The 26,780-nt window shown below is 60.0% G+C and carries 24 protein-coding genes; 13 read left to right on the top strand and 11 right to left on the bottom strand.

Annotated features, from left to right (window positions below; translation table 11 throughout):
• Nucleotides 1-57: 57 nt before the first annotated feature.
• A complete protein-coding gene (locus tag RLO149_RS13610) occupies nt 58-1,050 on the bottom strand; it encodes an NADPH:quinone reductase (protein WP_044025671.1) in 993 nt (330 codons plus the stop codon).
• Between the two features lie 70 nt (nt 1,051-1,120).
• Nucleotides 1,121-1,657 carry an SH3 domain-containing protein gene (locus RLO149_RS13605; RefSeq protein ID WP_013962673.1) on the bottom strand — a complete coding sequence of 179 codons (537 nt, stop codon included), beginning with the start codon at nt 1,655-1,657 and terminating at the stop codon, nt 1,121-1,123.
• Between the two features lie 96 nt (nt 1,658-1,753).
• Here RLO149_RS13605 and RLO149_RS13600 point away from each other — a divergent pair, with 96 nt between their 5' ends.
• From RLO149_RS13600 to RLO149_RS13585, 4 genes are all read left to right on the top strand, one after another.
• The gene (locus RLO149_RS13600; RefSeq protein ID WP_013962672.1) at nt 1,754-2,740 is read left to right on the top strand and encodes a 2-hydroxyacid dehydrogenase; all 987 of its coding nucleotides are present in this window, start codon (nt 1,754-1,756) and stop codon (nt 2,738-2,740) included.
• 29 nt (nt 2,741-2,769) lie between these two features.
• Entirely contained in the window at nt 2,770-4,548 is a 1,779-nt protein-coding gene (ggt, locus tag RLO149_RS13595) for a gamma-glutamyltransferase (RefSeq protein WP_013962671.1), read from the top strand.
• Between the two features lie 30 nt (nt 4,549-4,578).
• Entirely contained in the window at nt 4,579-5,973 is a 1,395-nt protein-coding gene (locus tag RLO149_RS13590; RefSeq protein ID WP_013962670.1) for an FAD-binding oxidoreductase, read from the top strand.
• 115 nt (nt 5,974-6,088) lie between these two features.
• Nucleotides 6,089-8,590, top strand: a complete 2,502-nt coding sequence (locus RLO149_RS13585; RefSeq protein WP_013962669.1) for a GcvT family protein — start codon at nt 6,089-6,091, stop codon at nt 8,588-8,590.
• Here the strand turns inward: RLO149_RS13585 and RLO149_RS13580 are convergent.
• Both RLO149_RS13580 and RLO149_RS13575 read right to left on the bottom strand, forming a co-directional pair.
• Nucleotides 8,587-9,234, bottom strand: a complete 648-nt coding sequence (locus RLO149_RS13580) for a DUF938 domain-containing protein (protein ID WP_013962668.1) — start codon at nt 9,232-9,234, stop codon at nt 8,587-8,589. The two genes, RLO149_RS13585 and RLO149_RS13580, sit on opposite strands and share 4 nt — an antisense overlap.
• 55 nt (nt 9,235-9,289) lie before the next feature.
• Complete coding sequence (locus tag RLO149_RS13575; RefSeq protein WP_013962667.1) at nt 9,290-10,231, bottom strand: aldo/keto reductase; 942 nt, start codon at nt 10,229-10,231, stop codon at nt 9,290-9,292.
• 76 nt (nt 10,232-10,307) lie between these two features.
• On the opposite strand from RLO149_RS13575, the gene RLO149_RS13570 reads away from it, so the two are divergent.
• Nucleotides 10,308-10,694 (top strand): ectoine synthase, encoded by a 387-nt coding sequence (locus RLO149_RS13570; protein ID WP_013962666.1) that lies wholly within the window; start codon nt 10,308-10,310, stop codon nt 10,692-10,694.
• Here RLO149_RS13570 and RLO149_RS13565 read toward each other — a convergent pair.
• Genes RLO149_RS13565 through RLO149_RS13545 form a run of 5 tightly spaced genes read right to left on the bottom strand, consistent with a single transcriptional unit; the run spans nt 10,691 to nt 14,367 of the window.
• Nucleotides 10,691-10,972 (bottom strand): hypothetical protein, encoded by a 282-nt coding sequence (locus tag RLO149_RS13565; protein WP_342626636.1) that lies wholly within the window; start codon nt 10,970-10,972, stop codon nt 10,691-10,693. The two genes, RLO149_RS13570 and RLO149_RS13565, sit on opposite strands and share 4 nt — an antisense overlap.
• Nucleotides 10,969-11,577: a glycerol-3-phosphate 1-O-acyltransferase PlsY gene (gene plsY / locus RLO149_RS13560; RefSeq protein WP_013962664.1), complete on the bottom strand. Its 609-nt coding sequence runs from the start codon at nt 11,575-11,577 to the stop codon at nt 10,969-10,971. Before plsY ends, RLO149_RS13565 begins: the two co-directional genes overlap by 4 nt.
• Nucleotides 11,577-12,857, bottom strand: a complete 1,281-nt coding sequence (gene pyrC, locus RLO149_RS13555; protein WP_013962663.1) for a dihydroorotase — start codon at nt 12,855-12,857, stop codon at nt 11,577-11,579. The genes plsY and pyrC overlap by 1 nt, the downstream gene beginning before the upstream one ends.
• Entirely contained in the window at nt 12,857-13,426 is a 570-nt protein-coding gene (locus RLO149_RS13550) for a hypothetical protein (RefSeq protein ID WP_013962662.1), read from the bottom strand. The genes pyrC and RLO149_RS13550 overlap by 1 nt, the downstream gene beginning before the upstream one ends.
• Nucleotides 13,423-14,367 carry an aspartate carbamoyltransferase catalytic subunit gene (locus RLO149_RS13545; RefSeq protein ID WP_013962661.1) on the bottom strand — a complete coding sequence of 315 codons (945 nt, stop codon included), beginning with the start codon at nt 14,365-14,367 and terminating at the stop codon, nt 13,423-13,425. Before RLO149_RS13545 ends, RLO149_RS13550 begins: the two co-directional genes overlap by 4 nt.
• Nucleotides 14,368-14,484: 117 nt before the next feature.
• On the opposite strand from RLO149_RS13545, the gene RLO149_RS13540 reads away from it, so the two are divergent.
• The 5 genes from RLO149_RS13540 to RLO149_RS13520 all read left to right on the top strand — a co-directional run bounded on the left by RLO149_RS13540 (nt 14,485) and on the right by RLO149_RS13520 (nt 21,357).
• Nucleotides 14,485-15,264, top strand: coding sequence for a uracil-DNA glycosylase (locus RLO149_RS13540; protein ID WP_044025670.1), 780 nt, complete (start codon nt 14,485-14,487; stop codon nt 15,262-15,264).
• Entirely contained in the window at nt 15,257-15,868 is a 612-nt protein-coding gene (locus RLO149_RS13535) for a LysE family translocator (RefSeq protein WP_013962659.1), read from the top strand. The genes RLO149_RS13540 and RLO149_RS13535 overlap by 8 nt, the downstream gene beginning before the upstream one ends.
• A gap of 1 nt (nt 15,869) precedes the next feature.
• Complete coding sequence (gene moaB / locus RLO149_RS13530; protein WP_013962658.1) at nt 15,870-16,412, top strand: molybdenum cofactor biosynthesis protein B; 543 nt, start codon at nt 15,870-15,872, stop codon at nt 16,410-16,412.
• Nucleotides 16,413-16,506: 94 nt separating this feature from the next.
• A complete protein-coding gene (locus RLO149_RS13525; protein WP_013962657.1) occupies nt 16,507-17,964 on the top strand; it encodes an efflux RND transporter periplasmic adaptor subunit in 1,458 nt (485 codons plus the stop codon).
• A gap of 3 nt (nt 17,965-17,967) precedes the next feature.
• Nucleotides 17,968-21,357: an efflux RND transporter permease subunit gene (locus RLO149_RS13520; RefSeq protein ID WP_013962656.1), complete on the top strand. Its 3,390-nt coding sequence runs from the start codon at nt 17,968-17,970 to the stop codon at nt 21,355-21,357.
• On the opposite strand, the gene RLO149_RS13515 is transcribed toward RLO149_RS13520, so the two are convergent.
• Complete coding sequence (locus tag RLO149_RS13515; RefSeq protein WP_044025343.1) at nt 21,354-22,160, bottom strand: protein-disulfide reductase DsbD domain-containing protein; 807 nt, start codon at nt 22,158-22,160, stop codon at nt 21,354-21,356. The two genes, RLO149_RS13520 and RLO149_RS13515, sit on opposite strands and share 4 nt — an antisense overlap.
• A 149-nt stretch (nt 22,161-22,309) precedes the next feature.
• Between RLO149_RS13515 and RLO149_RS13510 the strand changes: the two genes are divergently transcribed.
• Nucleotides 22,310-22,864 (top strand): YqgE/AlgH family protein, encoded by a 555-nt coding sequence (locus tag RLO149_RS13510; protein ID WP_013962654.1) that lies wholly within the window; start codon nt 22,310-22,312, stop codon nt 22,862-22,864.
• Between the two features lie 107 nt (nt 22,865-22,971).
• Here the strand turns inward: RLO149_RS13510 and RLO149_RS13505 are convergent, their stop codons facing one another.
• Complete coding sequence (locus RLO149_RS13505) at nt 22,972-23,916, bottom strand: L-threonylcarbamoyladenylate synthase (protein WP_013962653.1); 945 nt, start codon at nt 23,914-23,916, stop codon at nt 22,972-22,974.
• A gap of 120 nt (nt 23,917-24,036) precedes the next feature.
• On the opposite strand from RLO149_RS13505, the gene RLO149_RS13500 reads away from it, so the two are divergent.
• Nucleotides 24,037-25,731, top strand: coding sequence for an acyl-CoA dehydrogenase family protein (locus RLO149_RS13500; RefSeq protein ID WP_013962652.1), 1,695 nt, complete (start codon nt 24,037-24,039; stop codon nt 25,729-25,731).
• A complete protein-coding gene (locus RLO149_RS13495; protein ID WP_013962651.1) occupies nt 25,731-26,777 on the top strand; it encodes an MBL fold metallo-hydrolase in 1,047 nt (348 codons plus the stop codon). Before RLO149_RS13500 ends, RLO149_RS13495 begins: the two co-directional genes overlap by 1 nt.
• Nucleotides 26,778-26,780 lie beyond the last annotated feature (3 nt).

The following is a 26,780-nucleotide window of genomic DNA, read 5'->3' as shown; positions in this document are numbered from 1 at the left end:
GTTTTTGACAAAAATTGAAGTGATCTGTTAATTCCTGTCCTCGCGCAGCGTTTCGCATCAGGTTGTGACGTCGATGAGGATCGCCCCATCGCGTCCGCCCGCTTCGACGGCCTGATGCGCGCGGGCGGTTTGCGTGAGCGTAAAGATTTCTTTGGTTGGACAGATCACTGCGCCGGCTGACAAAGCATCGTGCAGGTAATTGGTCGCTTTTTCGCGTTCTTCAGACCTTAAAATGTAGATCAGGGCGATATCAATTGTGACAGCTTTGAACAGCAGTGCTCCGAAGGGGATCGCCGGTGTCATGTTTTTTGCTGACCCATAAACCGATAAGGTGCCGTTCTCCGCGATGATTTTCGCGTTCGTTTCGATATTCTCTCCGAATTCCACATCAATGATCCGGTGATATTCCTGCCCGGCATTCTCGGCCAGTAAGTCCTGCGCAAGATTCGGCGCGTTATAATCCAGAACGCTATCGGCCCCGGCCTTAAGGCATCGTTCGAAACCCGAAGGGCTCGCCGTTGCGATAACCTTGGCCCCGCCCCATTTCGCCAACTGCACGGCGATATGGCCAACTGTGCCGTTGGCCCCATGGATCAAAAGCGACTGTCCGCGGATGTTGCCGCCGCCAAACACGGTATGGGCGGCAGTCAGACCGGGAATTCCCAAGCTTGCGCCGGTTTGCAGGTCTACGCCTTTGGGCAGGGCGACGGCCTGATGCGATGCTATCGTTATGACCTCGGCGGCGGTGCCCCAAGCCCGGTTGAACTGCCCGTTCCATATCCACACAGGCTCTGCGATGCGCGCAGGGTTCACGCCCTCGCCGACGGCGACAATGGTACCTGACCCGTCATTATGCGGACAGATTTGGTCATACGGCAGTTTGGTTTCACCCGGGCGCGCACCTGCCCGCCGTTTTACGTCTGACGGGTTTACGGCTGAATAGGCCAGTTCGACCTGCACTTCGCCGGGGCCTGGCGGCTGGACAGGCACGTCGGTCAACGCAAGGACCTCACCGGCGGGTCCGTAACGGTTGTATGTAATGGCGCGCATCTTCATCCCCTTGGTGAGCTTGCGCGAGACGATGCCGTGTCGCAGAGCGGGCTGCAAGCCCATGTCTGACCTAATCGCGCACCTCATCCGGCAAAACACCCCAAAGCAACGTCTTGGGGGTCCATCCGCGAAAACCTCCTGAGCGCACTTGGCACCAGTCCGGTTCGCATTTTCCCAGCCGCGCAATCACGCCCGCCTCCAGCATCGCGTTGACCGGAGAATCGGTGTTTGGTCGGCTGTGAATATTAAGCGTTTCTTCGACGATGACGGTGCGCACCCCAGACAACAGGGAATAATGTATCCATCCGCCTTGTCCATCGCGATCTTCCACCCGGCGCCAATGGCCATGCTCCGCCACAATCCGCAGCGGCATATCGCGGCGCTTGAACACCCAGTCGATGCGGTGGGTCAGCGAGGGGCCGCGCCTGACGTTTGCTTCGGAAGCTTTCATCGAGACATAACGCGGCATCGGTAAATTCGTAATGGGCCCGGTTGTCGCCTTAACTGGCTCAGTCGCGCTGGCAATCGACGCGCTGACGCTGGCGCACAGCAGAACGATGCAGATGATACGCAATATTTCGGTAAAGGTTCGGCCTGAATTCTGCATTTTGCTCATTTGCTTGCGACAGGTTCTTGTGCCTTGTCGTCAGTTCCGCCACCATGACAAAAAAAAGGCCCTGCGCCAAGTCCGTGGAGATCAAAAATGTCAAAGCCCAAACTGAGTGTTGTCGTAACACGACGCTTACCCGAAGAGGTTGAAACGCGACTGTGCGAGCTTTTTGATGTCCAGTTGCGTCAGGATGACAAGCCGATGGAGCGCAGCGAACTGGTCGAGGCGATCAAAACCGCGGATGTGCTCGTGCCGACCGTGACTGATGATATTGACTCTGCGCTGATTGCGAATGCGGGGGACAGGCTCAAGCTGATTGCAAATTATGGCGCGGGGGTTGACCATATCGATGTTGCGACCGCACGGCAGCGCGGCATTTTAGTGTCGAACACGCCGGGTGTTTTGGCCGATGATACTGCTGATATGACGATGGCTCTTATACTGGCGGTGCTGCGGCGCATGCCTGAGGGTCTGGCGGTCATGCAAAGCGGTGCGTGGGACGGCTGGGCGCCCAATGCCTTTCTGGGCGGGCGTGTCGGGGGGCGGCGTCTTGGCATTCTCGGCATGGGGCGGATCGGACAGGCCGTAGCGCGCCGCGCTGTGGCTTTTGGCATGCAGGTCCATTACCACAACCGGCGACGGTTGAGGCCAGAGGTTGAAGCGGACTTGCAGGCGACATATTGGGAAAGTCTGGATCAGATGGTTGCGCGCATGGACGTGATCTCGGTCAATTGCCCCGCCACGCCGTCCACTTTCCACCTGATGAACGCGCGTCGCCTGCAACTTTTGAAACCAGAAGCCGTCATCGTGAATACTTCGCGCGGGGAGGTCATCGACGAAAATGCCCTCACACGGATGTTGCGCAGCGATGCGATTGCCGGGGCGGGGCTGGATGTCTACGAACGTGGGACACAGGTGAACCCGCGTCTGCGCGAGTTGAACAATGTCGTGCTGTTGCCTCACATGGGGTCCGCCACCCGCGAAGGGCGTGCCGAGATGGGCGAAAAGGTCATCATTAATATTAAAACCTTCGACGATGGGCACCGTCCGCCGGATCAGGTCGTGCCTTCCATGCTATAGGGTCTATGTTCAGCGTCGGGAGGACTGCTATGAAACCTGTGATCTTTGCAATCGCTTTGGGATGCGCCACCAGCGTATCCGCTCAGCAAGCCGCTGATGCGGTGGCACCCGAGGCTGCAACGCAGGGCGCTTTTGCGGCGATGTCCCCCGAAATCAGCGCAGCCTTTCACGCCAAGGCCGAGAGACGCCCGGTAGAAGCGTCCAACTGGATGGTGGCAGCGGCCAATCCGTGGGCCGTGCAAGCAGGTGCTGATGTTCTTGCGCGCGGTGGCACGGCTGCCGATGCGCTGGTCGCGGTTCAGGCGTTGCTGGGGCTGGTTGAACCTCAATCCTCGGGATTGGGGGGTGGGGCGTTTCTGGTCTATTACGACGCGGCGTCTGGCAGTCTGACCACATTGGATGGCCGCGAAACCGCGCCTCTGGACGCCACGCCTAGGCTTTTTCAGGATGACGCCGGGGAGCCGCTGGGCTTTTTCGACGCGGTGGTGGGCGGCTTGTCTGTCGGGACGCCGGGCGCGCCTGCGTTGATGCAGGAAGCGCATGCGCGTTGGGGTTCGCTGCTATGGGCGGATCTTCTGGCCCCGGCGATTGATCTGGCCGATCAGGGGTTCCCGGTCTCGCCGCGCCTTGCCGGGCTGGTTGAGGCGGACAAGGAACGCTTGGCGCGCTTTGAAGCGACGGCCAGCTATTTCCTGCCCGGCGGTACACCGATTGCCGTGGGCGAGACGCTCATCAACCCCGATTACGCAGACACCCTGCGCGAAATGGCCACTGGCGGGGCAGGGGCATTTTATACCGGCAGCATTGCAGCGGATATCGTGCAAACGGTGCAAAACGCGCCGGGCAATCCCGGTGTGTTATCCACGCTTGATCTCAGCATCTATGCCGTCAAGGAACGTGCGCCGGTCTGTGTCGAATACCGCGCGCATGACGTCTGCGGGATGGGGCCGCCCTCGTCCGGGGCGCTTACGGTCGGGCAAATTCTGGGCATGCTGCAATCCTATGACCTCAGCGCAGGCCCCGACGATGTGACCGTGCGGCGGTTGATTGGTGACGCCTCGCGCCTCGCCTTTGCAGATCGCGGTCGCTACATGGCCGATAGTGATTATGTGCCTGTCCCCGCTGCGGGCCTTGTTGCGCCCGAATATCTCGCAGCGCGCGCGGCCCTTCTGGACGGTGATATGGCGCTGAGCGATGTCGCCCCGGGCACGCCCGAATTTGATCATGCGCTGAATTGGGCGGATGACGCGTCGCTCGAACTGCCCTCCACATCGCATTTCGTGATCGTGGACACGCAGGGCAATGTGGCGTCCATGACCACAACAATCGAAAACGCATTCGGCAGCAGGCTGATGGTGCGCGGGTTTCTGTTGAACAATGAGCTGACGGATTTCTCCTTTCGCAGCCATGTGGACGGCGTGCCGATTGCCAATCGCGTGGAACCGGGCAAACGGCCAAGATCATCCATGGCCCCGACCATCGTTCTGCGGGACGGCGCACCGGTCCTCGCCATCGGCAGCCCGGGGGGCAGCCGGATCATCGGCTATGTCGCACAAAGCATCATTGCCCATCTCGACTGGGGCATGGATGTGCAGCAGGCGGTCTCTGTGCCGCATGCCGTGAACCGCTTCGGAACCTACGATCTCGAAGAAGGAACCGCCGCCGAAGGGTTAAGCGACCCGCTCGCAGCCCTTGGATTCGAGGTCGGCACACGCGCGCTGACCTCGGGCTTGCATGCGATTTCCATCGGACCCTCTTTGCTGGGTGGGGCGGATCCGCGCCGCGAAGGGATTGCACTGGGACAATGATGCAGCCGCTGACAGAAGAGGCAAGCTGATATGCAACACGTAAAACTGCCCCGTAACGAGCAGGGTATTCAGACGGTTCTGGCCGTACTGAAGCAGAAATTCGGAGAACGGGTTCAGACCGGGACGTCCATTTGCGAGCAACATGGTCACACCACCACATGGATCGAAAACCAACCGCCTGATGGCGTGGTCTTTGCCCACTCCACAGCCGAGGTTGCCGATATTGTCACGATCTGCAGCGCGCATGAGGTTCCTGTTATTGCTTATGGCACGGGCACTTCGCTTGAGGGGCACCTGAATGCGCCAGCCGGTGGCATTTCGATTGACGTCAGCCAGATGGATAAGGTTCTGGCGGTCAACGCGGGCGATCTGGATTGTCGCGTACAACCCGGCGTCACGCGAGAAGACCTCAATACGTATCTGCGCGACAGGGGGCTGTTCTTTCCGATTGATCCGGGGGCCAATGCCTCGCTGGGGGGGATGGCTGCGACCAATGCGTCGGGCACCAATGCGGTGCGTTACGGCACAATGAAGGACAACGTGTTGTCGCTTGAGGCGGTCATGGCGGATGGCCGCATTATCAGAACCGGGACACGGGCGCGCAAATCCTCGGCGGGCTATGATCTGACGCGGCTGCTGGTCGGCTCCGAAGGGACGCTTTGCATCATTACCGAAATCACGCTGCAGTTACAGGGTATTCCTGAAGCGATCAGCTCAGCCTATTGCTCCTTTCCAAGCGTTGACGCTGCTTGTCAGACTGTCATGGCGGTCATCCAGTACGGGCTGCCGGTTGCGCGGATCGAATTGCTTGATGAGGTGATGGTCAAGGCCATTAACCCTTACGCGCAGCTTGGCCTGCCGGAAACGCCCCTTTTGCTGTTGGAATTCCACGGCACTGAGGCAAGCGTTGTCGAACAGTCCGAGATTTTTGCGGCTCTTTCAGAAGAGCATGGTGGCAACGGATATAAGGCGACCGAGACAACCGAGGAGCGCAACAGGTTATGGAAGGCACGGCACGAAGCCTATTGGGCCATGTTGCAGTATCGACCGGGGACGCATGGTGTTGCCACGGATGTCTGCGTGCCGATCTCCAAACTGGCGGAATGTGTGCGGGCATCGCAGACGCGCGCGTCGGAACTGGGTCTGATCGTACCTATTGTCGGCCATGTGGGCGACGGGAATTTTCACGCCACACCTTTGGTCGATATGTCCGACCCGGATGAGGTCGACCGCGCGGCGAGTTTTGTGTCGTGGTTGAATGAACTGGCGATTTCGATGGATGGCACCTGTACCGGTGAGCACGGGATCGGGCAGGGTAAGATGCCCTATCTCGTCAAGGAACTGGGGGAGGCCACGGATTTCATGTCCGACATCAAGCGGGCGCTTGACCCTAAGGGTATCATGAACCCCGGCAAAATATTTTAGCACCCGCGCGCGGGTGTAATGTCGCTTTCCCGCGATTTCCGGTCGGGGGTGTTTGGCGCTGCTTTCGCGCAGGCTGTACACCTGTCGCCAGATCGACAGCAGGGAGCCGTGCGTCATGAAAACCCAAGTCAAAGCACTCGTTGTTGGGGGCGGTGCCGTCGGCACGTCCATCGCCTATCATCTCGCCCACGCAGGCTGGGACGATGTCATGCTGCTGGAGCGTGACGAGCTGACCTCAGGCTCGACATGGCATGCAGCGGGCCTCTTGCCCTATTTCAACATGTCCTTTGCCACGACCCATATTCATGATTATTCCATCCGGTTTTATAAGACACTTGAGGAAGAGACCGGCTTGAACGCAGGCTTTGCCGTGGTGGGCAACCTGCGCATGGCGCAGACGGAGGAGCGGATGGATGAATACATGCTCTATGCCTCCACCGCTGAAACCTGCGGCGTGCCTTACCAGTGGATGACCCCGGATGAGATCAAGGCCAAATGGCCGCTGATCCGGACGGATGACCTCAAGGGCGCGCTGTATCACCACACAGATGGGTATATTAACCCTGCCGATGTGACGATGGCGATGGCCAAGGGCGCGCGCCAACGGGGCGTCGCGATTGAACGCAAATGGCAGGCGGATGCCTTTCACTGGACAGGCACCCATTGGGAAGTGACCGCCACCAAGATGGTGGAAAAGGGCGGCAATCTCGTGCCCTCGGACGAGCAGGTTGTGATTACGGCAGAACATGTGGTGACGGCTTCGGGCAACCATGCGCAGCGCACGGCACCAATGCTCGGCATCAAGATCCCCGCGATCCCCGTTGAGCATCAGTTTATCGTCATGGATCAGGACCCCGATCTGGTGAAATTCCGCGCCGAGGGGCATGTCGAACACCCGGTGATCCGTGATGCGGATGCGCAGTCCTATGTGCGTGAGGAGCGCGGCGGCTGGATTTTGGGTGTGTACGAGCAAAACGCGCCTGCGCGGTTCGAATATGGTGTGCCCGACAGCTTCCGGGCGGATCTGTTTCAGCTCGACCTTGAGCGGATCGAAGAGCAATACCTTGCCATGATCCACCGCATTCCGTCCTGCGAAGAAAGTGGTCTCAAGGATGATTTCAACGGCCCGATCTGCTACACCCCGGATGGCAACCCGCTGGTGGGTCCGGCACCGGGTTTGCGCAACATGTGGCTGGCCGAAGGGTTTTCGTTCGGGATCACGGCGGCGGGTGGCACGGGCTATTACCTTGCGCAGTTGATGGTCGAGGGCGAGGCTGAGATCGACATGGCGAGCCTTGATCCCAAACGCTACGGCGACTGGATGACCACGGAATTTGCCGCCCGAAAGAACGAAGAATGCTACAGCCACGTCTATATCCTTCACCACCCGGATGAAGAACGCCCGGCCTGTCGCCCCCTGCGCACCTCGCCCGCGTACGACCGGCAAGCCGCGCGCGGCGCGCAATTCGGCTGGGTAAACGGATGGGAGCGCCCGAACTATTTCGGCCCGCTGGATGCACCTGAAAGTTTCGACCACGATGCGCGGTCATTCCGACGGGGTGGCTGGTGGCAATACGCCGTGGAGGAGGCCAAGGCGATCCGCGAGGGCGTGGGCCTGATTGATGCCACCGCCTTTACCAAACATCTGCTCAAAGGGCCGGGGGCCACGCAATTCCTTGATTGGTTCACCTGCAACAAATTGCCCAAAGTGGGGCGGATCAACCTGACGTACGCCCTGACGCCGCACGGGACAACGCGCACGGAATATACCATCGTGCGTCTGGGTGAGGATGAATATTACCTCGTCTCCGCAGGGGCCTGGACGGCCTATGACGCGGATTACCTGCGCAAGGCGATTGAGGATAAAGCGCCCGAGTTTGGCTATATCGAATGCCATGACGTGACCACGCAGTGGGGTGTTTTTGCCATCGCCGGGCCGAAATCACGCGATGTGTTGAACGCGCTGGTCAGGGACGCGGAGCCGTCCACGGTGCTGTCCAACAAGCGCTTTCCGTGGCTGAGCGTGCGCAACATTGAGCTGGGCATGTGCCCGGTGCGCGCAATCCGCGTCGCTTATACCGGGGAATTGGGCTGGGAGTTGCACCACCCGATCGAGATGCAGAATTACCTGTTCGATCAGCTTGAAAAGGCGGGTGAAAAGCACGGTATGAAACTGGTGGGCGCACGGGCGCAAAACTGGCTTCGGCAGGAAAAATCCTATCGTGCCTTTGGCACAGAGCTTGGCCGCGACGCCACCCCGCTGGAGGCTGACCTGCCGCGTTTCATCGACCTGAGCAAGGATTTCCATGGTAAGGCGCGCCTTGAAGGAACCGGCGTGCGGTCCAAATGCGTGACCTTGCTGATTGATGGTCCGCCGGATGCGGACCCATGGGGGCGGGAGGTGCTTTATCATGGGGAAACACGTGTGGGGCGTCTCACGTCTGGCGGCTATTCGGTGGCTTTCGGTAAATCCATCGGCATGGGCTATGTCAGCCCTGATCTGGCCGTGCCCGGCACCCGGCTCAAGGTGAAGATGCTGGACCAGCTGTGGGATGCTGAGATCACCGAAGACAGCCCCTATGACCCCCGAAACGAACGCATCCGAATGGACCGTTAAACCTCAGCGATAAACGCGAGGTTATTGGCGGGCATCTCGACACGCGTCACAGAAGTCGCACCCGCGCGTGTCAGCCAGTGCTTTACATCGGCGTCGTTCTTATAGCCGATGTGGGGGTCCGCTGTATTCAGTTGGTGGTGAAAGCGGGCATCGCCGTCACTGATCAGGGCACCGTTTCTTTTGAACGGGCCGTAAAGGACGAAGCGCCCGCCGGGCACCAGTGCTGCAAGCGCGCCCGCAACGACCATTTGCGCGGCTGCGTCGTCGATCAGATGCAGCAGGTTGATGAGCACGACAAGCTGCTTGCCGCCCACCGCGTCCGCCCAATCTGCGCGCGTGACATCAAGATGGCGCGGCGTGCGCAGATTGGGCAACCCAGCCTCGCGCGCATAGGCGGAAATGCTGGCGATCCGCTCGGCGTCCACCTCACTTGGATGCCAGATCAAACCGGGAAAGCGCTGCGCAAAATGGATGATATGCTGTCCGGTGCCACTGGCGATTTCCAACGCATGCCCCGTCTCGGGCGCGTGATCGTGCAGCAAATCGCCCAAGGCTTGCGCGTTGCGCCCAGCGGCGGGGGCGTGCAGTTTTGCGCCAGACGCGGGCGTCGCGACACTGGCAGTGGCGGGCAGTTTTTTCATCATGGTGTTCGGCGGATCGCAGGCGTATCGCTTGTGTCAATCGAGCGCGCAAACCCCTTCATGCCTGCTGTTCCTCGATCCTGTCGGTCGCGGGGGGCGGTGTCGGGGTGAGCGCGCTCATCCGGTTGTAAAGTTCGGCGGTCAGTGTGGTGTCAGTCGCCGCAAGCGACGGCACGAGTTGCGCCGTGGACCGTGCCGAGATGATTGGCGTCGGCCCCATCGGATGGGCGGCAGCCCAGGCAACCGCAAGCGTCGCGGGATGTATCCCCTCGGCGTCAGCGATATTGCCGAGCTCCTGCGCGGCGCTGTGCATCCAGTCCACACCATATCTCGTGGCATAGCGTTCATCCTCGCTTAACCGACCTGAACCGCCGCTGCTGTATTTGCCCGTCAGCAACCCGCCGCCAAGCGGAGAATAGGGTGCGCAGGCAACACCCTGATCGGCGCACATCGGCAGGATTTCAACCTCCGCCTGACGTTTCACGAGGCTGTACATGGGTTGCAGAATATCCACCGTCAGATCGAACCGCGCGGCCACGCCGATGGCCTTCATCACTTGCCATGCCGCAAAATTTGACACACCGATGTAGCGGATGTGTCCTTTGGCCTTGATCTCCGCCAGCGTCTCGAAACTTTCGTTCAGGTCGGTGTCCGGGTCAAACCGGTGCAGATAAAGCACATCAACCATATCGAGGTTCAAGCGCTGGCGTGAGACATCAAAGCTGCTCAGAATATTGTCGCGCCCGGCCCCGCCCGCATAGGCGACTTTGGTCGCGATGATCAGATCATCGCGCTGATCGGCGATCATCTCGCCCAGCAGTTTTTCCGATGCACCCCCCGTATAAAGATGTGCGGTGTCGAAATGAGTGATGCACTTCGCGCGGCAGGCATCAAACATGTCCCGCGAGGCTGTGGCATCTGCAGCGCCGCCAAATTGCATGGTGCCAAAGGCGAGGCGACTGGCGGGGGTGCCGTTCGGGCTGGTCAGGTGATTTTTCATACGGAAAGAAGTGGCACGCAGACTGCGCGCATGCAACGTTCAAACGTGAAGAGATAAACGCAAACAGGGGCGAAAAATGATTGTTGTCGATAAAAAAGACCTGCTTGGGACTGCGCGCGATGCGGCGGGTCCGGGCTGGAGCAGCCTGCGGCTTTTGGTGAAATCTGACGGTATGGGATTTTCCATGACCGAGACCAAAGTGATGCCAGGCACGGTTCTGGACCTCGAATACAAGCACCACATTGAGGCGTGTTATTGCCTTTCGGGCAGCGGTCGCATCGTCGAAACGGATACCGGGGTGGAGCATGTGATTACGCCGGGTGTTCTTTATGCGCCCAACGCGCATGATGCGCATCAGGTCATCGTCGAAGGGGATGTGCCCTTTCACCTCATCTGCGTGTTTTCGCCTGCCTTGCAGGGAGATGAGGTGCATGGGCCGGATGGCAGCTATGCCAGTAGTTAATCGGGCGGATGATCTGGCACAAAACCCGTCACAAAGGCGGTCACTTTGACGTCGCTCATTTCGCAAGGGCGCAGCTTGGGGCCCGACGCAGGATTGTAGAGGTTGAGGCTGATATAATCCGCACCGCCCAATTCTTCGGCAACCAGTTTCAGAGACTTGCCTGCGCTGAAAACCGATTTGGTGGCGACATAGCGCCGCCCCTCAAAAGTGCCGTAACATGTGCCTTTCGGAAACCGATCCAACGCGCGCATAAAAGCTGCGAGGTCGCCTTGCGTCACTTTTTCTGGCCGATTTTGGGCTCAGTCCCCGTTCTGATCCGCGCGATATTGCCGCGATGGCGCCAGAAGATAAGTGCGCCCAACAGGATCAGCAAACTCACTGCAACGGGAAACCCGAGCAGGAACGCCAGCGGCACGGCAGCAACTGAAGCAACCAGCGCGCCCATGGACGAAATGCGCGTTGCAAACGCGCCCGCAAGCCAAGCCAGACAGCATCCGACCCCGACCGGGAAGGCCAACGCGAGTACGATGCCCAGAAAAGTCGCGACCCCTTTACCCCCGGCAAAACGCAGCCAGACCGGATAGCAGTGACCGATCATGGCCATCAGCCCTGCGATCTGCGCGAGGTCTTCCCCGCCTGCGGCGCGCGCGGCCAGAACGGCCACGACTCCCTTGCCCCCGTCCAGAACAAGTGTGAGTGCTGCGGCAAGTTTATTCCCGGTCCGCAGGACGTTGGTCGCGCCGATGTTTCCAGACCCGATATCGCGCAGATTGCCCAGCCCCATGACCTTGGCCAGCACCATGCCAAACGGGATCGACCCCAATAGGTAACCGATGACGCCCAAAAGAGCGAGTGCGGGAAGGGTGCTATCAATCAACGGCATCAGCTTCTTTCATAGACACGCTGGCCTGCGACATAGGTCGCGAGCACGCGGCCCTGCATGCGCGAGCCGTCAAATGGCGTGTTGCGGGATTTTGAGCGTAGCGTCGTGCGGTCCATCAAAAACGGTGCATCGGGGTCAAACAGCACAAGGTCTGCAGGTGCGCCTGCTGCCAGACGCCCGCTGTCGAGACCCAGCCGTTTTGCGGGGTTGAGCGACATGGCGCGCCACAGGGTCGGCAGGTCGATCAGATCCGCATGATAAAGCCGCATTGCCGCAGGCAAGAGCGTTTCAAGGGCCACCGCCCCTGACGCGGCCTCTTCAAAGGGCAGGCGCTTGCTTTCCTCGTCCTGCGGGGTGTGCATCGAAGAGATCACGTCAATCAACCCGCTGCGCACGGCATCAGCCACAGCGAGGCGATCCGTCTCATCGCGCAGCGGCGGTTTCAGTTTGAAGAACGTCCGGTAATCCGCCACATCCAGCGCATTCAGCGTCAGGTGGTGGATCGAAGTGCCAGCGGTCACATCATGACCGTTCTGCTTGGCCCGCTCCAGCGCAGGAAGCGCGCGCGCGCAGGTGATCTGATCCGCATGGTATCGCGCGCCCGTCATCTCGACCAAGGCGATGTCCCGGTCCAGCGCCATACGCTCTGCCATGGGCGAAACCGCCGGCAACCCTCTGAGAGAGGCGAATTTGCCGGATGTTGCCACCGCTCCGGCACTGAGGCCGGGGTCTTGCGGGTGTGCGATGACCAAGGCCCCGAGGGAACGCGCATAGCTGAGCGCACGCGACAGAACTTTGGTGTCGGTCACCACGCGGTCGCAGTCTGTAAAGGCAACCGCACCTGCGTCCATCAGAAAGCCGATTTCGGTCATCTCGCGGCCCGCACGCCCCTTGGTCAGGGCGGCCATTGGCAAGACGTTCACGGCGGCTGCCTGATTGGCCCGCCGGGTCACGAATTCAAGCGTCTCGGGGCTGTCGATGGCCGGTGTCGTGTCGGGTCGCGTGACCATGGTTGTCACGCCACCCGCCGCTGCCGCGCGCCCGGCGGAGCGATAGCTTTCCTTGTGGCGCTCACCGGGTTCACAGACCTTGACACCGATATCGACAATCCCCGGAGCGAGGTGTTTGAGGTTGCAATCAACCGTTTCGCCATCGGGTCGCGCATTCTTGTCGAGTCGCTCGGCAATCCTGCCGTTTTCGATCCGCAGGCCACCAATTGAGATGGTGCCTGTTTCGGGGTCAACCAGCCGTGCATTTACAAGGTTGAGCGGTTTCATCATCAGCTTCCGACCCACAGCATCAAGCCCACCACGCCAAAGGCGACGAGCAGTGCAACCGTTGCAATTCGTCCGGACATGGCGGCGTCGGAGGGGCGTTTTTTGACGAGCGGATCTTCTGGCGGGTCCTGATTTGGTGCTGCCGAGGGCGTGCGCAGGTCTACCCCGCCGGTCCAGTCGGCCCCTTCCTGCGGGTAGGACCCGATCAGCGTCAACTCTGGTGCGGGCGTAATTTCTTGTGCAACGCCGCCAAAAGCAGAGGAATAGACGACCATGACCCAGCCATCGAGCGCCGACAGTTTGCCGCGGTCTTTCTCGAGCGAGGGCGGGGTCGCTCCAGCGCCTTCCAATAGGTAATCGGCCAGTGCCATTTCGGAGAGGTCCGCAATGGCAAAAACCTCGACATGCTGAAGGTCCAGTTTCTTGGCACCCAAAGCGTCGTTCAGAGCGCTTTGGGTATCTTGCGAACTTGCACTATCGCGCAACGTTTTAGCGTCGGCTTCGCTCAAGGACAGGGCGAACACCCGGATCACACCGCTTTCAAGAGCGGGAACGGATATAGTGTTAATCATTCAGCACCTCGTGTGAGCCTTAGGTTTTGAGACAGCAAATCCATCGCGGCCATACGCACAGCGACACCCATTTCGACCTGATCCTGAATGACGCTGCGGTTGATGTCATCGGCGAGCGTGCCGTCAATTTCCACGCCTCTGTTCATGGGGCCGGGATGCATGATGATCGCATCCGGTTTGGCGTTGGACAGTTTGTCGGCATCCAGCCCGAAGCGGTGGTAGTATTCACGCTCCGACGGAATAAAGCCGCCATCCATGCGTTCTTTCTGAAGCCGCAGCATCATCACCACATCGACGTCTTTCAGGCCCTCATTCATATCGTTGAAAACCTCAACGCCGAACTCTGAAATCCCCGCAGGCATCAGCGTGGGCGGGCCGATCAGACGTATGCGGTTTTCCATCTTGCCCAGCAGCATGATGTTGGATCGCGCCACACGGCTGTGCGCGATATCACCACAGATCGCGATGGATAGCCGGTGCAAACGCCCCTTGGCGCGCCGGATCGTCAGCGCATCCAGCAGGGCCTGTGTCGGGTGTTCATGACGCCCATCGCCCGCATTCAACACCGCACAATTCACTTTTTGCGCCAATAGATCGACAGCGCCGGATTGCGGGTGCCGTACCACCAGCAAATCAGGGTGCATCGCATTCAGGGTAAGCGCTGTATCAATCAGCGTCTCGCCCTTTTTGACCGAACTGGCCTGCATCGCCATGTTCATCACATCCGCACCCAGCCGCTTGCCTGCGATCTCAAAGCTCGCTTGCGTGCGGGTCGAGTTTTCGAAGAACATATTGATTTGGGTCAGACCCTTAAGGGCATCGGCATGTTTGTCGGGCTGTCGGTTGAGAGCTGCGTAGCTATCCGCAAGATCAAGCAATGTATTGATCTCTTCCGGGCGGAGAGCTTCGATACCAAGCAGGTGTCGGTGCGGAAACGTCATGAGCTACCCTATCGTGATTTCCAACCTTATAGGCAGGGGCTGTGTCATCGGCAAGGTGCTGACGCCAATGTGCAACTCGCTGTTTAGTTCGTGTGATGCGACGCGTAGAGTATGGCCATGGAATCATCCGACTTTCATCACGCTTTGGCTTTGCTGGACTGGCAAATCGAACTCGGTGCGACCGAGGCGATTGGTGAGACGCCCGTCAACCGGTACGAATTGCCTGATAAAGCAAAGGTGCAAAAGAAACCGGGCAGCGCGGTGATGACACCCGGCGCGGCAACGGTGGCAGAAAAAATTGATGGCGTTGAGGCTGCGCGTAAAGCAGCGCTTGGGGCGCAGGACCTTGAGCAGTTGCGCGCGGCATTGGCAGCATTTGATCATTGCGATCTAAAACGTGGCGCGCGCAATCTGGTGTTCAGCGACGGGGTGGCAGGTGCCAAGGTCATGATCATCGGCGAAGCGCCGGGGCGCGAGGAAGACATGCAGGGGCGTCCCTTTGTGGGGCGGGCCGGGCAGCTGCTGGACCGCATGCTGGCGGCCATCGACATGGGGCGCGAGCATCAAAGCGACCCGGTCTATATCACCAACGTTCTCCCTTGGCGCCCGCCACAGAACCGGGACCCAAGTTCGGAAGAAATCGCCATGATGCGCCCATTTGTCGAACGCCACATCGCCTTGGCAAAACCGCAGGTGCTGGTGATCATGGGCAATATCTCGGCGCAAACCTTGTTGGGCAAAAGGGGCATTACAAGGTTGCGCGGGCACTGGGTTGAGGCCTTTGGCGTACCGGCATTGCCTATGTTCCACCCCGCCTATCTGCTGCGCACACCCACCGCAAAACGCGAAGCATGGGCGGATTTGCTGAGCTTGCAGGCGCGATTGCAGAATGGTTGAGCCGCTCACGCTGATCGCTTTTGTACCTGCTGCACTGGCTTTGAACCTGACGCCGGGCGCTGATATGCTGTTTTGTCTCGCGCAGGGCGCGCGCAGAGGCGCAAGAGCCGCTTGGGCTGCCAGCGCGGGGATCGCCATCGGTGGCTTGGTGCATGTCTTTATTGCCGGTGCAGGGCTGAGTGCGATTTTGACAGCTTGGCCCGTCGCATTTGATATTATCCGTTGGGTCGGGGTCGCCTATCTGGTCTGGCTGGCGGTAAATGCGCTGCGCAGACAGGCCGCGCCAGAGCAAACCGCGCCGTCCGGTTCAGGCCATGCATTTCGCGGGGGGCTGTTGATCAATCTGGCCAATCCAAAGGTCATCCTGTTCGTTCTTGCCTTCGTGCCGCAATTCGTCGTGCCGTCGGCCGGGTCGGTTCTTGGGCAGTTCATGGTTTTTGGATGTGTCATCGGGCTGGGTGGTTTCGTGGTGAACGGTGTGGTCGGGACATGGGCCGACGTATTGGCGCAGCGGTTTAAACGCGGTAGCCGGGTGCTGGACTTCCTCACCGCGGGAATTTTCTCGGCGCTTGCTGCGCGTTTGGCCATTCTGGAGGTAAGTTGACATGAGCCGTATCGATCAATCCAAAGACTTCATCGCCATCCGAATTGCGATTTTGACCGTGTCGGACACACGCGATCTGTCTCAGGACAAATCCGGCGATGTTCTGGTCCAGCGCCTGCTGGAGGCCGGGCATGAACTGGCCGACCGGCGTATTTTACCTGATGAACGGGACCAGATTGCCGATCAATTGCGCATATGGTGCAAGGACAGCAGCATCGATGTGGTGATTTCAACCGGTGGCACCGGGCTGACCGGGCGCGATATCTCGGTAGAAGCGCACCGCGACGTTTACGAAAAAGAAATCGATGCCTTTGGAACTGTCTTTACGATCGTGTCCATGCAGAAAATCGGCACCAGTGCCGTGCAAAGCCGGGCAACGGCGGGTGTTGCCATGGGCACCTATCTATTTGCGCTGCCGGGCAGTCCGGGGGCCTGTAAGGATGCGTGGGATGAAATTCTGGCGCGTCAACTTGACTACCGCCACCGGCCCTGCAACTTCGTTGAAATCCTGCCACGGCTGGACGAACACCAAAGACGCAAATAGCCCGAACACCCGACGCTTGGTCAGGGGTTGGTATTAACTGGCGGTGCGCTACATTTTCGCTTACATTTGAAAGCATTTAAAGGATTGGAGTGCAATGCGCTTCCTGCGGCAAAGCATGATCGGACTGTTCCTTGCGTCGGTGGCGCTGGGCCTGCTTGTTTACGCCGCACAATTGGTCAGCAGCGCGGTTCAATACAGCCTGAACAATGAACGCCAGCCCACGGAAGCGCGCGAACGTGTGTTCGTCGTCAACCTCGTAACAGCCGTAGAAGGACCGCAAACCCCTGTTCTTGAGACCTTCGGGGAGGTCAGTTCAAGGCGCCGTTTGGAATTGCGTGCAGCAATTGCGGGCCGGATCATCAACCTTTCCCCGGCCTTTGCAGAAGGCGGCACGGTCATGGCCGGTGAGGTGATTGTGTCAATTGATCCGGCGGATATGCAGTCGGCCTATGATCGTCTTGCGGCCGATCTGGCCGACGCAAAGGCCGAGGTGCGCGATGCGGACCGGGGGCTTGATCTGGCCCAGCAGGAAGAGCGCGCAGCACAACAGCAAGCGGTTCTGCGTGAACAGGCATTTGCGCGTCAGGTCGATCTGGCCGCGCGGGGCGTGGGGTCTGCGGCCTCCGTTGAAACTGCGGAGCTGGCCTCCGCAGCGGCGCAGGCCGTGGTCATTGCGCGCAGGCAAGCCGTCGCGCAGGCGCAGGCCCGCATCGATCAGGCCGCAACCCGTGTTGCACGCGCCGAGATCGCCCTTGCCGAGGCCGCGCGCAACCTAGCCGACACAGTCGTCGATGCGCCCTTCAGCGGCACATTGAGCAACACCGCTGCCGTTGAAGGTGGCTTGGTGGCCGCAAACGAGCGGCTTGCGGACCTGATTGACCCCAGCGATCTTGAGGTCGCTTTCCGAGTTTCTACGACCCAATATGCGCGGCTTCTGGATGAACAGGGCGTGTTGATTGATGCGCCCGTTGCGGTCCGGCTGGATGCCAACGGATCGGATCTGACCGCGACGGGCCGGATCAACCGTGTCAGCGGGGACACTGGCGAGGCACAGACCGGACGTCTGGTTTTTGCCCGGCTGGGGGCGGCGCCCGGATTTCGTCCCGGTGATTTCGTTACCGTCATGGTTCAGGAACCCACACTTGAGGATGTGATCCGGCTGCCTGCTTCGGCTGTGGGATCAAATGGTGAGGTTCTTGTTCTGGGCCAAGATGATCGGCTGGACGCTGTAGACGTTCAGGTCGTACGACGTCAGGGCGATGATGTTTTGGTACGCTCCACCGACCTCGTGGGTCGGGAGGTCGTGCGCGAGCGTTCGCCGTTGCTGGGCGTGGGTATTGCCGTGCGCCCCTTGCGCTCTGACGCCGAAGAGGCGCGCGCAATGCCACAGCTTTTGGAGCTCAGCGCGGATCGTCGCGCGCGGTTGGTCGCTTTCGTGCAGAACGATACCCAGATGCCCGAGGCAGACAAAACGCAAGCGCTGGCCCAGCTGTCCCAACAGGCGGTTCCGGCGCATACCGTTGCGCGCCTGGAAAGCCGGATGGGAGGCTAGCCCGTGGCACGCCAGATCCCGTCTGCGGCAGGTGGTTTGCTTTCCTATTTCACCCGCCATCGCACACTGGCGAACCTGTTGTTTGTTCTGTTGCTTGTTTCCGGTCTGGCGGCGATCCCGAACATGCGCACGCAGTTCTTCCCGGACGTGGTGCTCGAAGAGGTTCGGGTCAATATAAACTGGGACAATGCCAGCGCGGAGGACATGGACCGTGCCATCCTGCAACTGCTTGAACCGGCGGTTCTGGCGCTGGATGGCGTGGAAGGCACCATTTCCTTTACCGGCGAAGGCTGGGCGTCAACGCGCGTCAATTTTGAACCCGACTGGGATATGATGCGCGCGCTGGCGGATGTGCAGAACGCGGTTGACGGGATCGATGGGTTTCCCACTGAAATGGAAGAGCCGCGCGTTTTCCAGAGGTCGTGGACGGACCGGGTGACGGATGTTGTCATCACCGGGCCCGTTGGGCCGGACCAATTGGCGCTTTTCGCGGATGAATTGGTCGTGCGCCTTTTTGCGGCAGGCGTGACACGGACGAGTTTACAAGGGGTGGCCGCGCCGCAAACGCTGGTCGAGGTACCCTCGGTCGAGCTGATAGCCAATGACATCACGATGGCGGAAATCGCCGCAGCCATTCGCGCGGAAGTGGATACCGACCCCGCTGGCGATGTATCTGGCGCGAATGCGCGTGTGACGACCGGGTCCGAAAAGCGGGACCCAGAACAGATCGCCTCGATTGTTTTGCGCTCCAACCCGGATGGCTCCAAGCTGACCATCGGGGATGTGGCGATGATCTCGCGGCAGGGGTCTGACCGGGGGCAAAGCTATTTTGTTGGTGACAATCCAGCGGTGTCGCTGCGCGTCAACAGATCGGCGCAGGGCGATGCCATCGAAATCCAGCGCACGGTTGAACGCGTCGCCGAAGAGTTGCAATCGACACTGCCCGAAGGCGTGACTGTTGATCTTGTGCGCACCCGGGCTGAGGCGATCTCAAGCCGGTTGAGCATTCTGGTTGAGAACGGATTGACCGGGCTGGCGCTGGTTGTTGGCCTGTTGTTTCTGTTTCTGAATGCGCGCACGGCGTTTTGGGTTGCAGCAGGCATCCCGGTGGCGATGATGGCGGCGATTGCGATCATGTATGCCGCCGGTTTGACGCTGAACATGATATCGCTGTTCGGCCTGATCATTACGCTGGGCATCGTTGTCGATGACGCCATCGTCGTCGGCGAACATGCGGATCACCGGGCGCGGCACCTGAATGAACCTCCGATGCAAGCCGCCGAGAATGCCGCCCGCCGCATGGCCATGCCCGTATTGGCGGCCACGCTCACGACTGTCATCGCCTTTTTCGGCCTGATGGCGGTGGGCGGGCGTTTCGGCACATTGATTCAGGATATCCCGCTGACGGTGATCGCCGTTTTGATCGCCTCACTGATTGAATGCTTCTTGATCCTGCCAAACCATATGGCCCACGCACTTGCCGCCAAGGCCAAGGCACGCTGGTATGACTGGCCCAGCCGGCAAGTGAACAAAGGGTTCCGGCATCTGCGCGAAACCCTGTTCCGCCCCTTTATCGCGGGCGTCATCACGGCGCGGTATGTGGTGCTGGCGGGGGTGGTTTTGATCCTCGCAAGCCAGCTGGCATTGTTTGTTAGGGGGGATGTGCAGTGGCGGTTTTTCAACGCGCCGGAACGCGGATCAGTCTCCGGTAACTTTGCGATGGTTGAAGGCGCGACGCGCGAGGATTCGATGGAGATGATGCGCGTGATGCAGCGCGCGACCAACGAGCTTGCTGCCGAATACGAAGAACGCTACGGCGCAAGCCCCGTTGATTATGTGCTGTCGGTCGTGGGCGGGCACACCGGGCGCGGGTTGAGCGGGTCTGGCTCAAAAGACAAGGACTTGCTGGGCGGCATCGCGATTGAGCTGATTGACGCAGAACTGCGGCCCTATTCCAGTTTCGCATTTGTGGCGGACCTGCAGGAGCGTGTTGAAAACCATCCGCTTGTCGAAACCGTCGCGTTTCGCGGCGGGCGGTCCGGGCCGGGGGGCGATTCCCTGAATGTCCGCCTTTACGGCGCTGAAACGGATCAACTCAAGGCGGCCAGTTTAGCCTTGCAGGACGCCTTGCTGCGCTACCCTGAGGTCAGCGCGCTCGAAGACACGCTGGCCTATGACAAGGAGGAATTGATCCTTGATCTGACGCCGCAAGGGCAGGCACTGGGCTTCAAGATTGATGATCTGGGCCGCAGTTTGCGAAATCGCCTCGGCGGCATCGAAGCGGCGACCTATCCCGAAGGACCGCGCAGTGCGGAAATCCGCGTTGAACTGCCCGAAGGGGAGTTGACGGCTGACTTTCTCGAACGCACACAGTTGCGCAGCCCGACGGGGGCCTATGTGCTGCTTGCGGATATCGTCAGTGTGGAGCGGCGGACCGCGTTCAACTCCGTGCGGCGTGAAAACGGATTGCGTGTCATCTCCGTCACGGGGGACATCTCAGAAGATGATCCGGTGCGTGCCACAGAAATCGAGACGGCGTTGCGCGAGGAAATTCTGCCCGACATCGCCAGCACCTATCAACTTGACTGGCAGATGGCCGGGCTTGCCGAAGAAGAGAACTCCTTTCTCAGTGACGCCTTTACCGGGCTGATCCTCTGTCTGACGGGGATATACCTTGTGCTGGCCTGGGTTTTTGCCAGTTGGACGCGGCCCATTGTGGTCATGGCCATCATCCCCTTTGGCCTCGTCGGGGCGATTTATGGCCATTGGGTGTGGGACGTCCCCCTCAGTATGTTTACGGTCGTGGGCCTGTTGGGCATGACCGGGATCATCATCAACGATTCAATTGTTCTGGTCACGACTATTGACGAATACGCGCAGGATCGTGGGCTGATCCCGTCCATCATTGATGGGGCTGCGGATCGCTTGCGGCCCGTATTGCTGACCACGCTGACAACGGTTCTTGGCATGATGCCGCTGCTTTATGAGACCAGCCAGCAAGCGCAGTTTCTCAAGCCGACGGTGATTACTTTGGTCTATGGTCTGGGGTTCGGAATGCTGCTGGTGCTTCTGGTGGTGCCTGCTTTGATCGCGGTGCAGCACGATTTTGCCCGCCAACTCACCGCAACGCGGCGCGCGGTGTCCTCGCCCATGCGTGCCGGGTTTTACGCGCTCTGGTCCGTGATCGCCCTGTGGTTGGCGGTGACGCTTGGCTGGGCGTGGTGGCAGGGGGAAATCTATGCCCCCCTGCGCGCGATGTTCGGGTTTGCGGCAGAGGCCAACGTGATGCTCGGTGCGCTGGCGCTGTTTATCGCCGGGGCGGGTCTGCTGGCACTGATCGGGTATATCACGCTGGCGCTGCGGTTGCGTCTCAAAGGCCAGCTGGAGGCTTAACCGGCGGTGCAGCCGCGGATATCAACCGCATATTTTGACCCCAAGACGGTAATCCGGATGGCGGATCGATCCAACGCGATTGGCCCGCCGTTCACATTCACCATATCCGACGTGGCCACGATGGTGCCGCCCCGACGCTTGGTTTTGGCTTCGCTCACCCAGATATCGCCCGGTCCGGGTTCAATCACGATGTATTCGGGATCCCCCGCAGACGGCATGGTCACCCGCGCCTCGATCTGCAGCCCGTCTGATGTGGGGCTGATGCTGCATTCCGTGGCACGCACACCGGCTTCTTTGGCGCTATAGGGTTGTTGTGCCAGCGCCGCCGCGATGGCGGGCGTGGGTTTGGGCGTGTCTCCGGGGATTTCCCCGGTGAGCTCCAGCTCATGCGGGATACAGATGTCGGAACATATGCCAAGTTCCATCTTGGCATTCAGGCGGACCGATCGGTTCGCGTGCTTTGGTTCGATGCGCAGTGGAATGACCAGCGTGTTGTCATAGCCGACCGACCGCATGCCGTTTTGGTCAAACACCTTTGGCGTGGGCCATGAAATACCTACTGCTTCAAGGTTGCGCGAATAAGACCAGTCAAAACGGGGCGGAATGCCCGCATCGCCCGGTGCGCGCCAATAGGTCTTCCATCCCGGTGCCAGTGTGAGACGCAAAGCGGCCATACGGCTGCCATCCGATTGCACCCAGCCCGGCAGGATTTCGGCCGTTACCGGATTTTCAAATCGGTCCTGTGCGGATGCAGGGCTGGCGAGCAGCACAAAAAGTGCCAGAATTGAGAGGTTTCGCGTCATGCGGTATTCTATGCGGCACCGGCAACAAAAAGCCAAGTCACGTTCGGGTCAGCCATGTTTCGCGGATCATCGGTTCTTTGGTCTTGCGCCATGCCCATGGGCGCGCCATCTTGAAGGGCAGAGTATTTACATGTTGCAAAGGATGGCACTTGGATCTGGGAGGTAAACTGCTTGTGGCGATGCCTTCAATGGGCGATCCGCGTTTTGAAAATGCGGTTGTGCTGATCTGCGCGCATTCGGCCAAAGGTGCGATGGGTCTGATCATCAACAAACCCACCCCCGAAATCCGCATGAGCGACGTTCTGGACCAACTGGATATACTGTCATCCCAAAAGGGGCGTGACATGGTGGTGCATTTTGGCGGACCGGTTGAGACAGGGCGCGGGTTTGTTCTGCATTCAACCGACTATACCTCCAGCCTGAATACTCTGGTGGTCGACGGTGCGTTCGGTATGACCGCGACGCTGGATATTCTGGAGGAGATCGCCGAAGGGCGCGGGCCATCCGACGCCTTGATGATGCTCGGCTACGCCGGGTGGGGCGGGGGGCAGTTGGAAAACGAAATCGCACAGAACGGATGGTTGACGACAAATGCTTCCAGCGAGTTGGTCTTTGGCTTGCCAGCTGCGCGCAAATGGTCTGAGGCCTTGCACAGCCTTGGCGTTGATCCGATCAACCTGTCGCCAGCGGCAGGTCACGCCTGAACAACTAGAGCGTCTGACGAAATACCTGAAACATCGGGTGTCACGTAACGCGTTGAAATCTTTGATTTCAGGCAGCTTTATGTGATTCAGGTTTTTCGCATGACGCTTTAGGGGCGTGGTGCGGCCGCGCGTTGCAAACGATCGTTGATGGCGGCACCGAGACCCTGTCGGGGGATGGGTGCCACTGCGATGGCGCTGCCTGTGGCGTCCAGCTGGTGCAGGCAGTCAAAAAGAACGCTGGCCGCTTCGGTCAAATCCCCGCTGGGTGAGAGGTTCAGATCGCATGTCATCTCACCAAAACCCAAAAAGACCTCACCATCGTGCGCCCTCTGTGCATTCAGGCGCACGCGGCCATTTGGGGCGTAATGTGACATAAGCTGTCCGGGTGCGGAAATCTTGCCTTCTGTTTCGCGCGACAGTTTTTGACCTAGCACGCGCTCAATCTCTTCGGCAGGCAGGCCGCCGGGCCGCAAGAGACTGGCAGGCCCGTCAAGACCCACGATTGTGCTTTCCAGCCCTACACGGCACGGCCCGTCATCCAGAATTGCCCCAACTCTCATACCCAGCCCGTCGGACACATGCTGGGCGGTCGTGGGGCTGATTTTGCCAGATGGGTTTGCGGAGGGCGCGGCAACGGGACCGTCAAAGGCGCGTAGTAAGGCGCGCGCTGTGGGATGCGCGGGCACCCGCAAGGCCACCGTAGACAACCCGGCGCTCACAAGTGATGACAGTCCATGGCCCTCGGTGAGCGGCAGAACAAGGCTTAACGGGCCCGGCCAGAAGGCAGACGCCAGCTTTTCCGCCGTGTCAGACCAGTGGCAGAACCGCCGGGCATGCGTTGCGTCAAGAACATGCACAATCAGTGGGTTGAAACTTGGCCTGCCCTTGGCCTCGAAAATGGCGGCAACAGCGCGCCCATTGCGTGCATCCGCCCCTAGGCCGTAAACCGTTTCTGTTGGAAAGGCGACCAGCGCGCCCGTGCGCAACAGATCGGCTGCTTGCGCGATACCATCCGGCGTTGGCGTCAGACATGTTGGCTCTGTCGTGTTCATCAAACCCTGTGACGCCGCGTTTCTATTGCTGTGCCGGACCGGGCGGCCCATGCTGTAGCGACGCTTTATAAGCTGTGCTGCCTCTTGCCAAGGTAGCAGTACGTTTGAGGAGACCCCGCAATGCCATATCGCGCGCCCGTCGAAGAATTTTCTTTCCTGCTGAACAATGTGGTCGGATTTGATGAAGTATCCGCCACGTCGATGTTTGAGGCAGCCTCCCCGGATGTCACGCAGGCCGTTCTGGTTGAGGCGGGCAAGCTGTGCGATGAGGTGCTCGCCCCCTTGCAGCGCATCGGGGACATGCATCCGGCGCGGCTTGAAAATGGCGTGGTCAGAACGCCCCCCGGCTTTGACGTGGCATGGAGAGCCATCGCGCAAGGGGGCTGGGTTGGCATGGCCGCAGATCCCGAATTTGGCGGCATGGCCTTGCCGATGGCGGTGACCAGTGCTGTGAACGAGATGATGAGTGGTGCGTGTTTGTCGTTGCAGATCGCTCCGCTGATGGCGCAGGGCCAGATCGAAGCGCTGCAGCACCATGCCAGCGACGAGATCAAGGCGCTTTACTTGCCCAAACTGACCGCGGGTGAGTGGACCGCGACCATGAACCTGACCGAACCACAGGCGGGCTCGGATGTTGGTGCGCTGTCTTCAAAGGCGCAGCCCAACGGCGATGGCACCTATGCGGTGACGGGGCAGAAAATCTATATCAGCTGGGGCGATCACGATGTTGCGGACAATATTTGCCACCTTGTTCTGGCACGCCTGCCCAATGCGCCTGCAGGGACAAAGGGGATCAGCCTGTTTCTCGTGCCCAAGTTCATTCCCAATGCGGATGGCACGCTGGGCGCGCAGAACACCGTCAAGGTGGTGAGCCTTGAGCATAAGCTCGGCCTGCACGGATCGCCCACGGCTGTGATGCAATATGACGCCGCGACCGGCTGGTTGATTGGAGAGAAAGAAGGCGGCATGGCGGCGATGTTCACGATGATGAACAACGCGCGCCTTGGCGTCGGCGGGCAGGGGACCGGCGTGGCCGAGGCCGCCTATCAACAAGCGCTGAGCTATGCGCGCGAGCGTAAACAGGGCAAGAGCGCCATCGTGAATCATGCGGATGTGCGCCGGATGCTGGGCACGATGAAGGCTGATATCTATGCCGCACGCGTCATCGGTCTGACCTGTGCGGTGGCGATCGACATGGCGCATGCGACAGGCAGTGCCGACTGGCAGGCGCGCGCCGCCTTGCTGACGCCCATCGCCAAAGCCTTTGGCAGTGATACCGGGATTGCCGTGGCGGATGCGGGCATTCAGGTGCACGGCGGCATGGGTTTTGTCGAAGAAACCGGGGCGGCCCAGTTCAGCCGCGATGTGCGGGTGACCGCAATCTATGAGGGCACCAACGGGATTCAGGCCATGGACCTTGTCGCGCGCAAGATGGCCGACAATGGCGAGGCGGCACATCGTTTGCTGGATGAGATCGAAGCTTGCGCGGAGCATGCAAAAACCACCCTGCCGGAGCTTGCCGAAGCGGTCTGGCAGGCCTCTGAAAGCCTGCGCGAAAGCACCGAGTGGCTGGTCTCCGAGCGGGACATGAATGCGCGTTTTGCCGGTGCGACATGCTATCTGCGCGCCTTTGCACGTGTTCTGGGCGGCTATCTGCACCTGAAAGCAGCGCTTGCCGCACCCGGTGGGCCGCGAGAGGCGCTTGCACGTCTGTACATACGCCGTCTATTACCCGAACACATAGCCTTGCTGGCGCAGGCGCAGATTGGTGCAGATGACCTTTATGGTCTGACGCTTGAGGAATTGGCAGCCTGATGAAAGATCAACCACCACAAGGCCTTCGGTATCCGTGGGAAAACCCGCCCGAAGAGGGCACGGCGACGCAGGTTGCCCCCGGCGTTCTCTGGATGCGCTTGCCGTTGCCGATGAAGCTGGACCACGTAAACATCTATGCGCTGGATGAAGGTGATAGCTGGACGGTGGTGGATACTGGTTTTGCCTCCCGGCGCACAAAGGCGATCTGGCGGACGCTGATGGACGGCCCGTTGCAAGGCAAGCCGATCACGCGCGTTATTGTCACGCATCATCACCCTGATCACGTTGGTCTTGCGGGGTGGCTGCAATCCGAATTTGGTGCAGAATTGCTGACCACACGGACCGCATGGCTGTTTTCGCGCATGCTCACGCTGGATGAACAGGCCGTGCCATCGGACGAGAGCATCGCCTTTTACCAAAGCGCGGGGATGGACCCGGAGGTTCTGGCGCGGCGCCGGGTGGAACGCCCTTTCAACTTTGCAGATGTGGTGGCCCCCATGCCCTTGGGCTTTACGCGTCTAAAACAGGGCGATGTGATCGAATTCGGCGGGCGTCAGTGGGACATCCACACCGGGAATGGCCATGCACCTGAACATGCCACCTTCTGGAGTCGGGACGACAATCTGGTGATTGCGGGCGATCAGATCCTGCCCTCCATCAGCCCCAATATCGGGGTTTATGCTACCGAACCGATGGCCGACCCGATAGGTGACTGGCTCGAAAGCTGCGAACGTTTTGCCGCTATCGCGCGGCCTGATCATCTGGTTCTGGGGGGGCACAAACTGCCCTTCACCGGGCTGCCGATGCGCCTGTCGCAACTGATTGACAATCACCATGGCGCGCTGAGCAGGCTATTGGCGTTTATCGACACGCCAAAGGCCGCGGGCGAGTGTTTTGCGCCACTGTTCAAACGCAGAATCGGGGATGGTGAATATGGTCTGGCGCTGGTGGAGGCGGTCGCACACGTTAGCCACCTTTACCAATCCGGGCTTGCGACACGCACACTTCGCGGCGATGGTGCGTGGGTGTATCAGCGCAAGGAGTAAATG

The organism is Roseobacter litoralis Och 149 (genome assembly GCF_000154785.2).
In the GTDB taxonomy this organism is placed as follows: domain Bacteria; phylum Pseudomonadota; class Alphaproteobacteria; order Rhodobacterales; family Rhodobacteraceae; genus Roseobacter; species Roseobacter litoralis.
Note: the sequence above shows the minus strand (reverse complement) of the source record. Positions and strands in the feature narration are given on the sequence as shown.

Bases quoted from the DNA above. Each gene is read 5' to 3' on its own strand.
- RLO149_RS13610 (WP_044025671.1), bottom strand. From the start codon at position 1,050: ATGCGCGCCATTACATACAACCGTTACGGACCCGCCGGTGAGGTCCTT.
- RLO149_RS13605 (WP_013962673.1), bottom strand. From the start codon at position 1,657: ATGCAGAATTCAGGCCGAACCTTTACCGAAATATTGCGTATCATCTGC.
- RLO149_RS13600 (WP_013962672.1), top strand. From the start codon at position 1,754: ATGTCAAAGCCCAAACTGAGTGTTGTCGTAACACGACGCTTACCCGAA.
- ggt (WP_013962671.1), top strand. From the start codon at position 2,770: ATGAAACCTGTGATCTTTGCAATCGCTTTGGGATGCGCCACCAGCGTA.
- RLO149_RS13590 (WP_013962670.1), top strand. From the start codon at position 4,579: ATGCAACACGTAAAACTGCCCCGTAACGAGCAGGGTATTCAGACGGTT.
- RLO149_RS13585 (WP_013962669.1), top strand. From the start codon at position 6,089: ATGAAAACCCAAGTCAAAGCACTCGTTGTTGGGGGCGGTGCCGTCGGC.
- RLO149_RS13580 (WP_013962668.1), bottom strand. From the start codon at position 9,234: ATGATGAAAAAACTGCCCGCCACTGCCAGTGTCGCGACGCCCGCGTCT.
- RLO149_RS13575 (WP_013962667.1), bottom strand. From the start codon at position 10,231: ATGAAAAATCACCTGACCAGCCCGAACGGCACCCCCGCCAGTCGCCTC.
- RLO149_RS13570 (WP_013962666.1), top strand. From the start codon at position 10,308: ATGATTGTTGTCGATAAAAAAGACCTGCTTGGGACTGCGCGCGATGCG.
- plsY (WP_013962664.1), bottom strand. From the start codon at position 11,577: ATGCCGTTGATTGATAGCACCCTTCCCGCACTCGCTCTTTTGGGCGTC.
- pyrC (WP_013962663.1), bottom strand. From the start codon at position 12,857: ATGATGAAACCGCTCAACCTTGTAAATGCACGGCTGGTTGACCCCGAA.
- RLO149_RS13550 (WP_013962662.1), bottom strand. From the start codon at position 13,426: ATGATTAACACTATATCCGTTCCCGCTCTTGAAAGCGGTGTGATCCGG.
- RLO149_RS13545 (WP_013962661.1), bottom strand. From the start codon at position 14,367: ATGACGTTTCCGCACCGACACCTGCTTGGTATCGAAGCTCTCCGCCCG.
- RLO149_RS13540 (WP_044025670.1), top strand. From the start codon at position 14,485: ATGGAATCATCCGACTTTCATCACGCTTTGGCTTTGCTGGACTGGCAA.
- RLO149_RS13535 (WP_013962659.1), top strand. From the start codon at position 15,257: ATGGTTGAGCCGCTCACGCTGATCGCTTTTGTACCTGCTGCACTGGCT.
- moaB (WP_013962658.1), top strand. From the start codon at position 15,870: ATGAGCCGTATCGATCAATCCAAAGACTTCATCGCCATCCGAATTGCG.
- RLO149_RS13525 (WP_013962657.1), top strand. From the start codon at position 16,507: ATGCGCTTCCTGCGGCAAAGCATGATCGGACTGTTCCTTGCGTCGGTG.
- RLO149_RS13515 (WP_044025343.1), bottom strand. From the start codon at position 22,160: ATGACGCGAAACCTCTCAATTCTGGCACTTTTTGTGCTGCTCGCCAGC.
- RLO149_RS13505 (WP_013962653.1), bottom strand. From the start codon at position 23,916: ATGAACACGACAGAGCCAACATGTCTGACGCCAACGCCGGATGGTATC.
- RLO149_RS13500 (WP_013962652.1), top strand. From the start codon at position 24,037: ATGCCATATCGCGCGCCCGTCGAAGAATTTTCTTTCCTGCTGAACAAT.
- RLO149_RS13495 (WP_013962651.1), top strand. From the start codon at position 25,731: ATGAAAGATCAACCACCACAAGGCCTTCGGTATCCGTGGGAAAACCCG.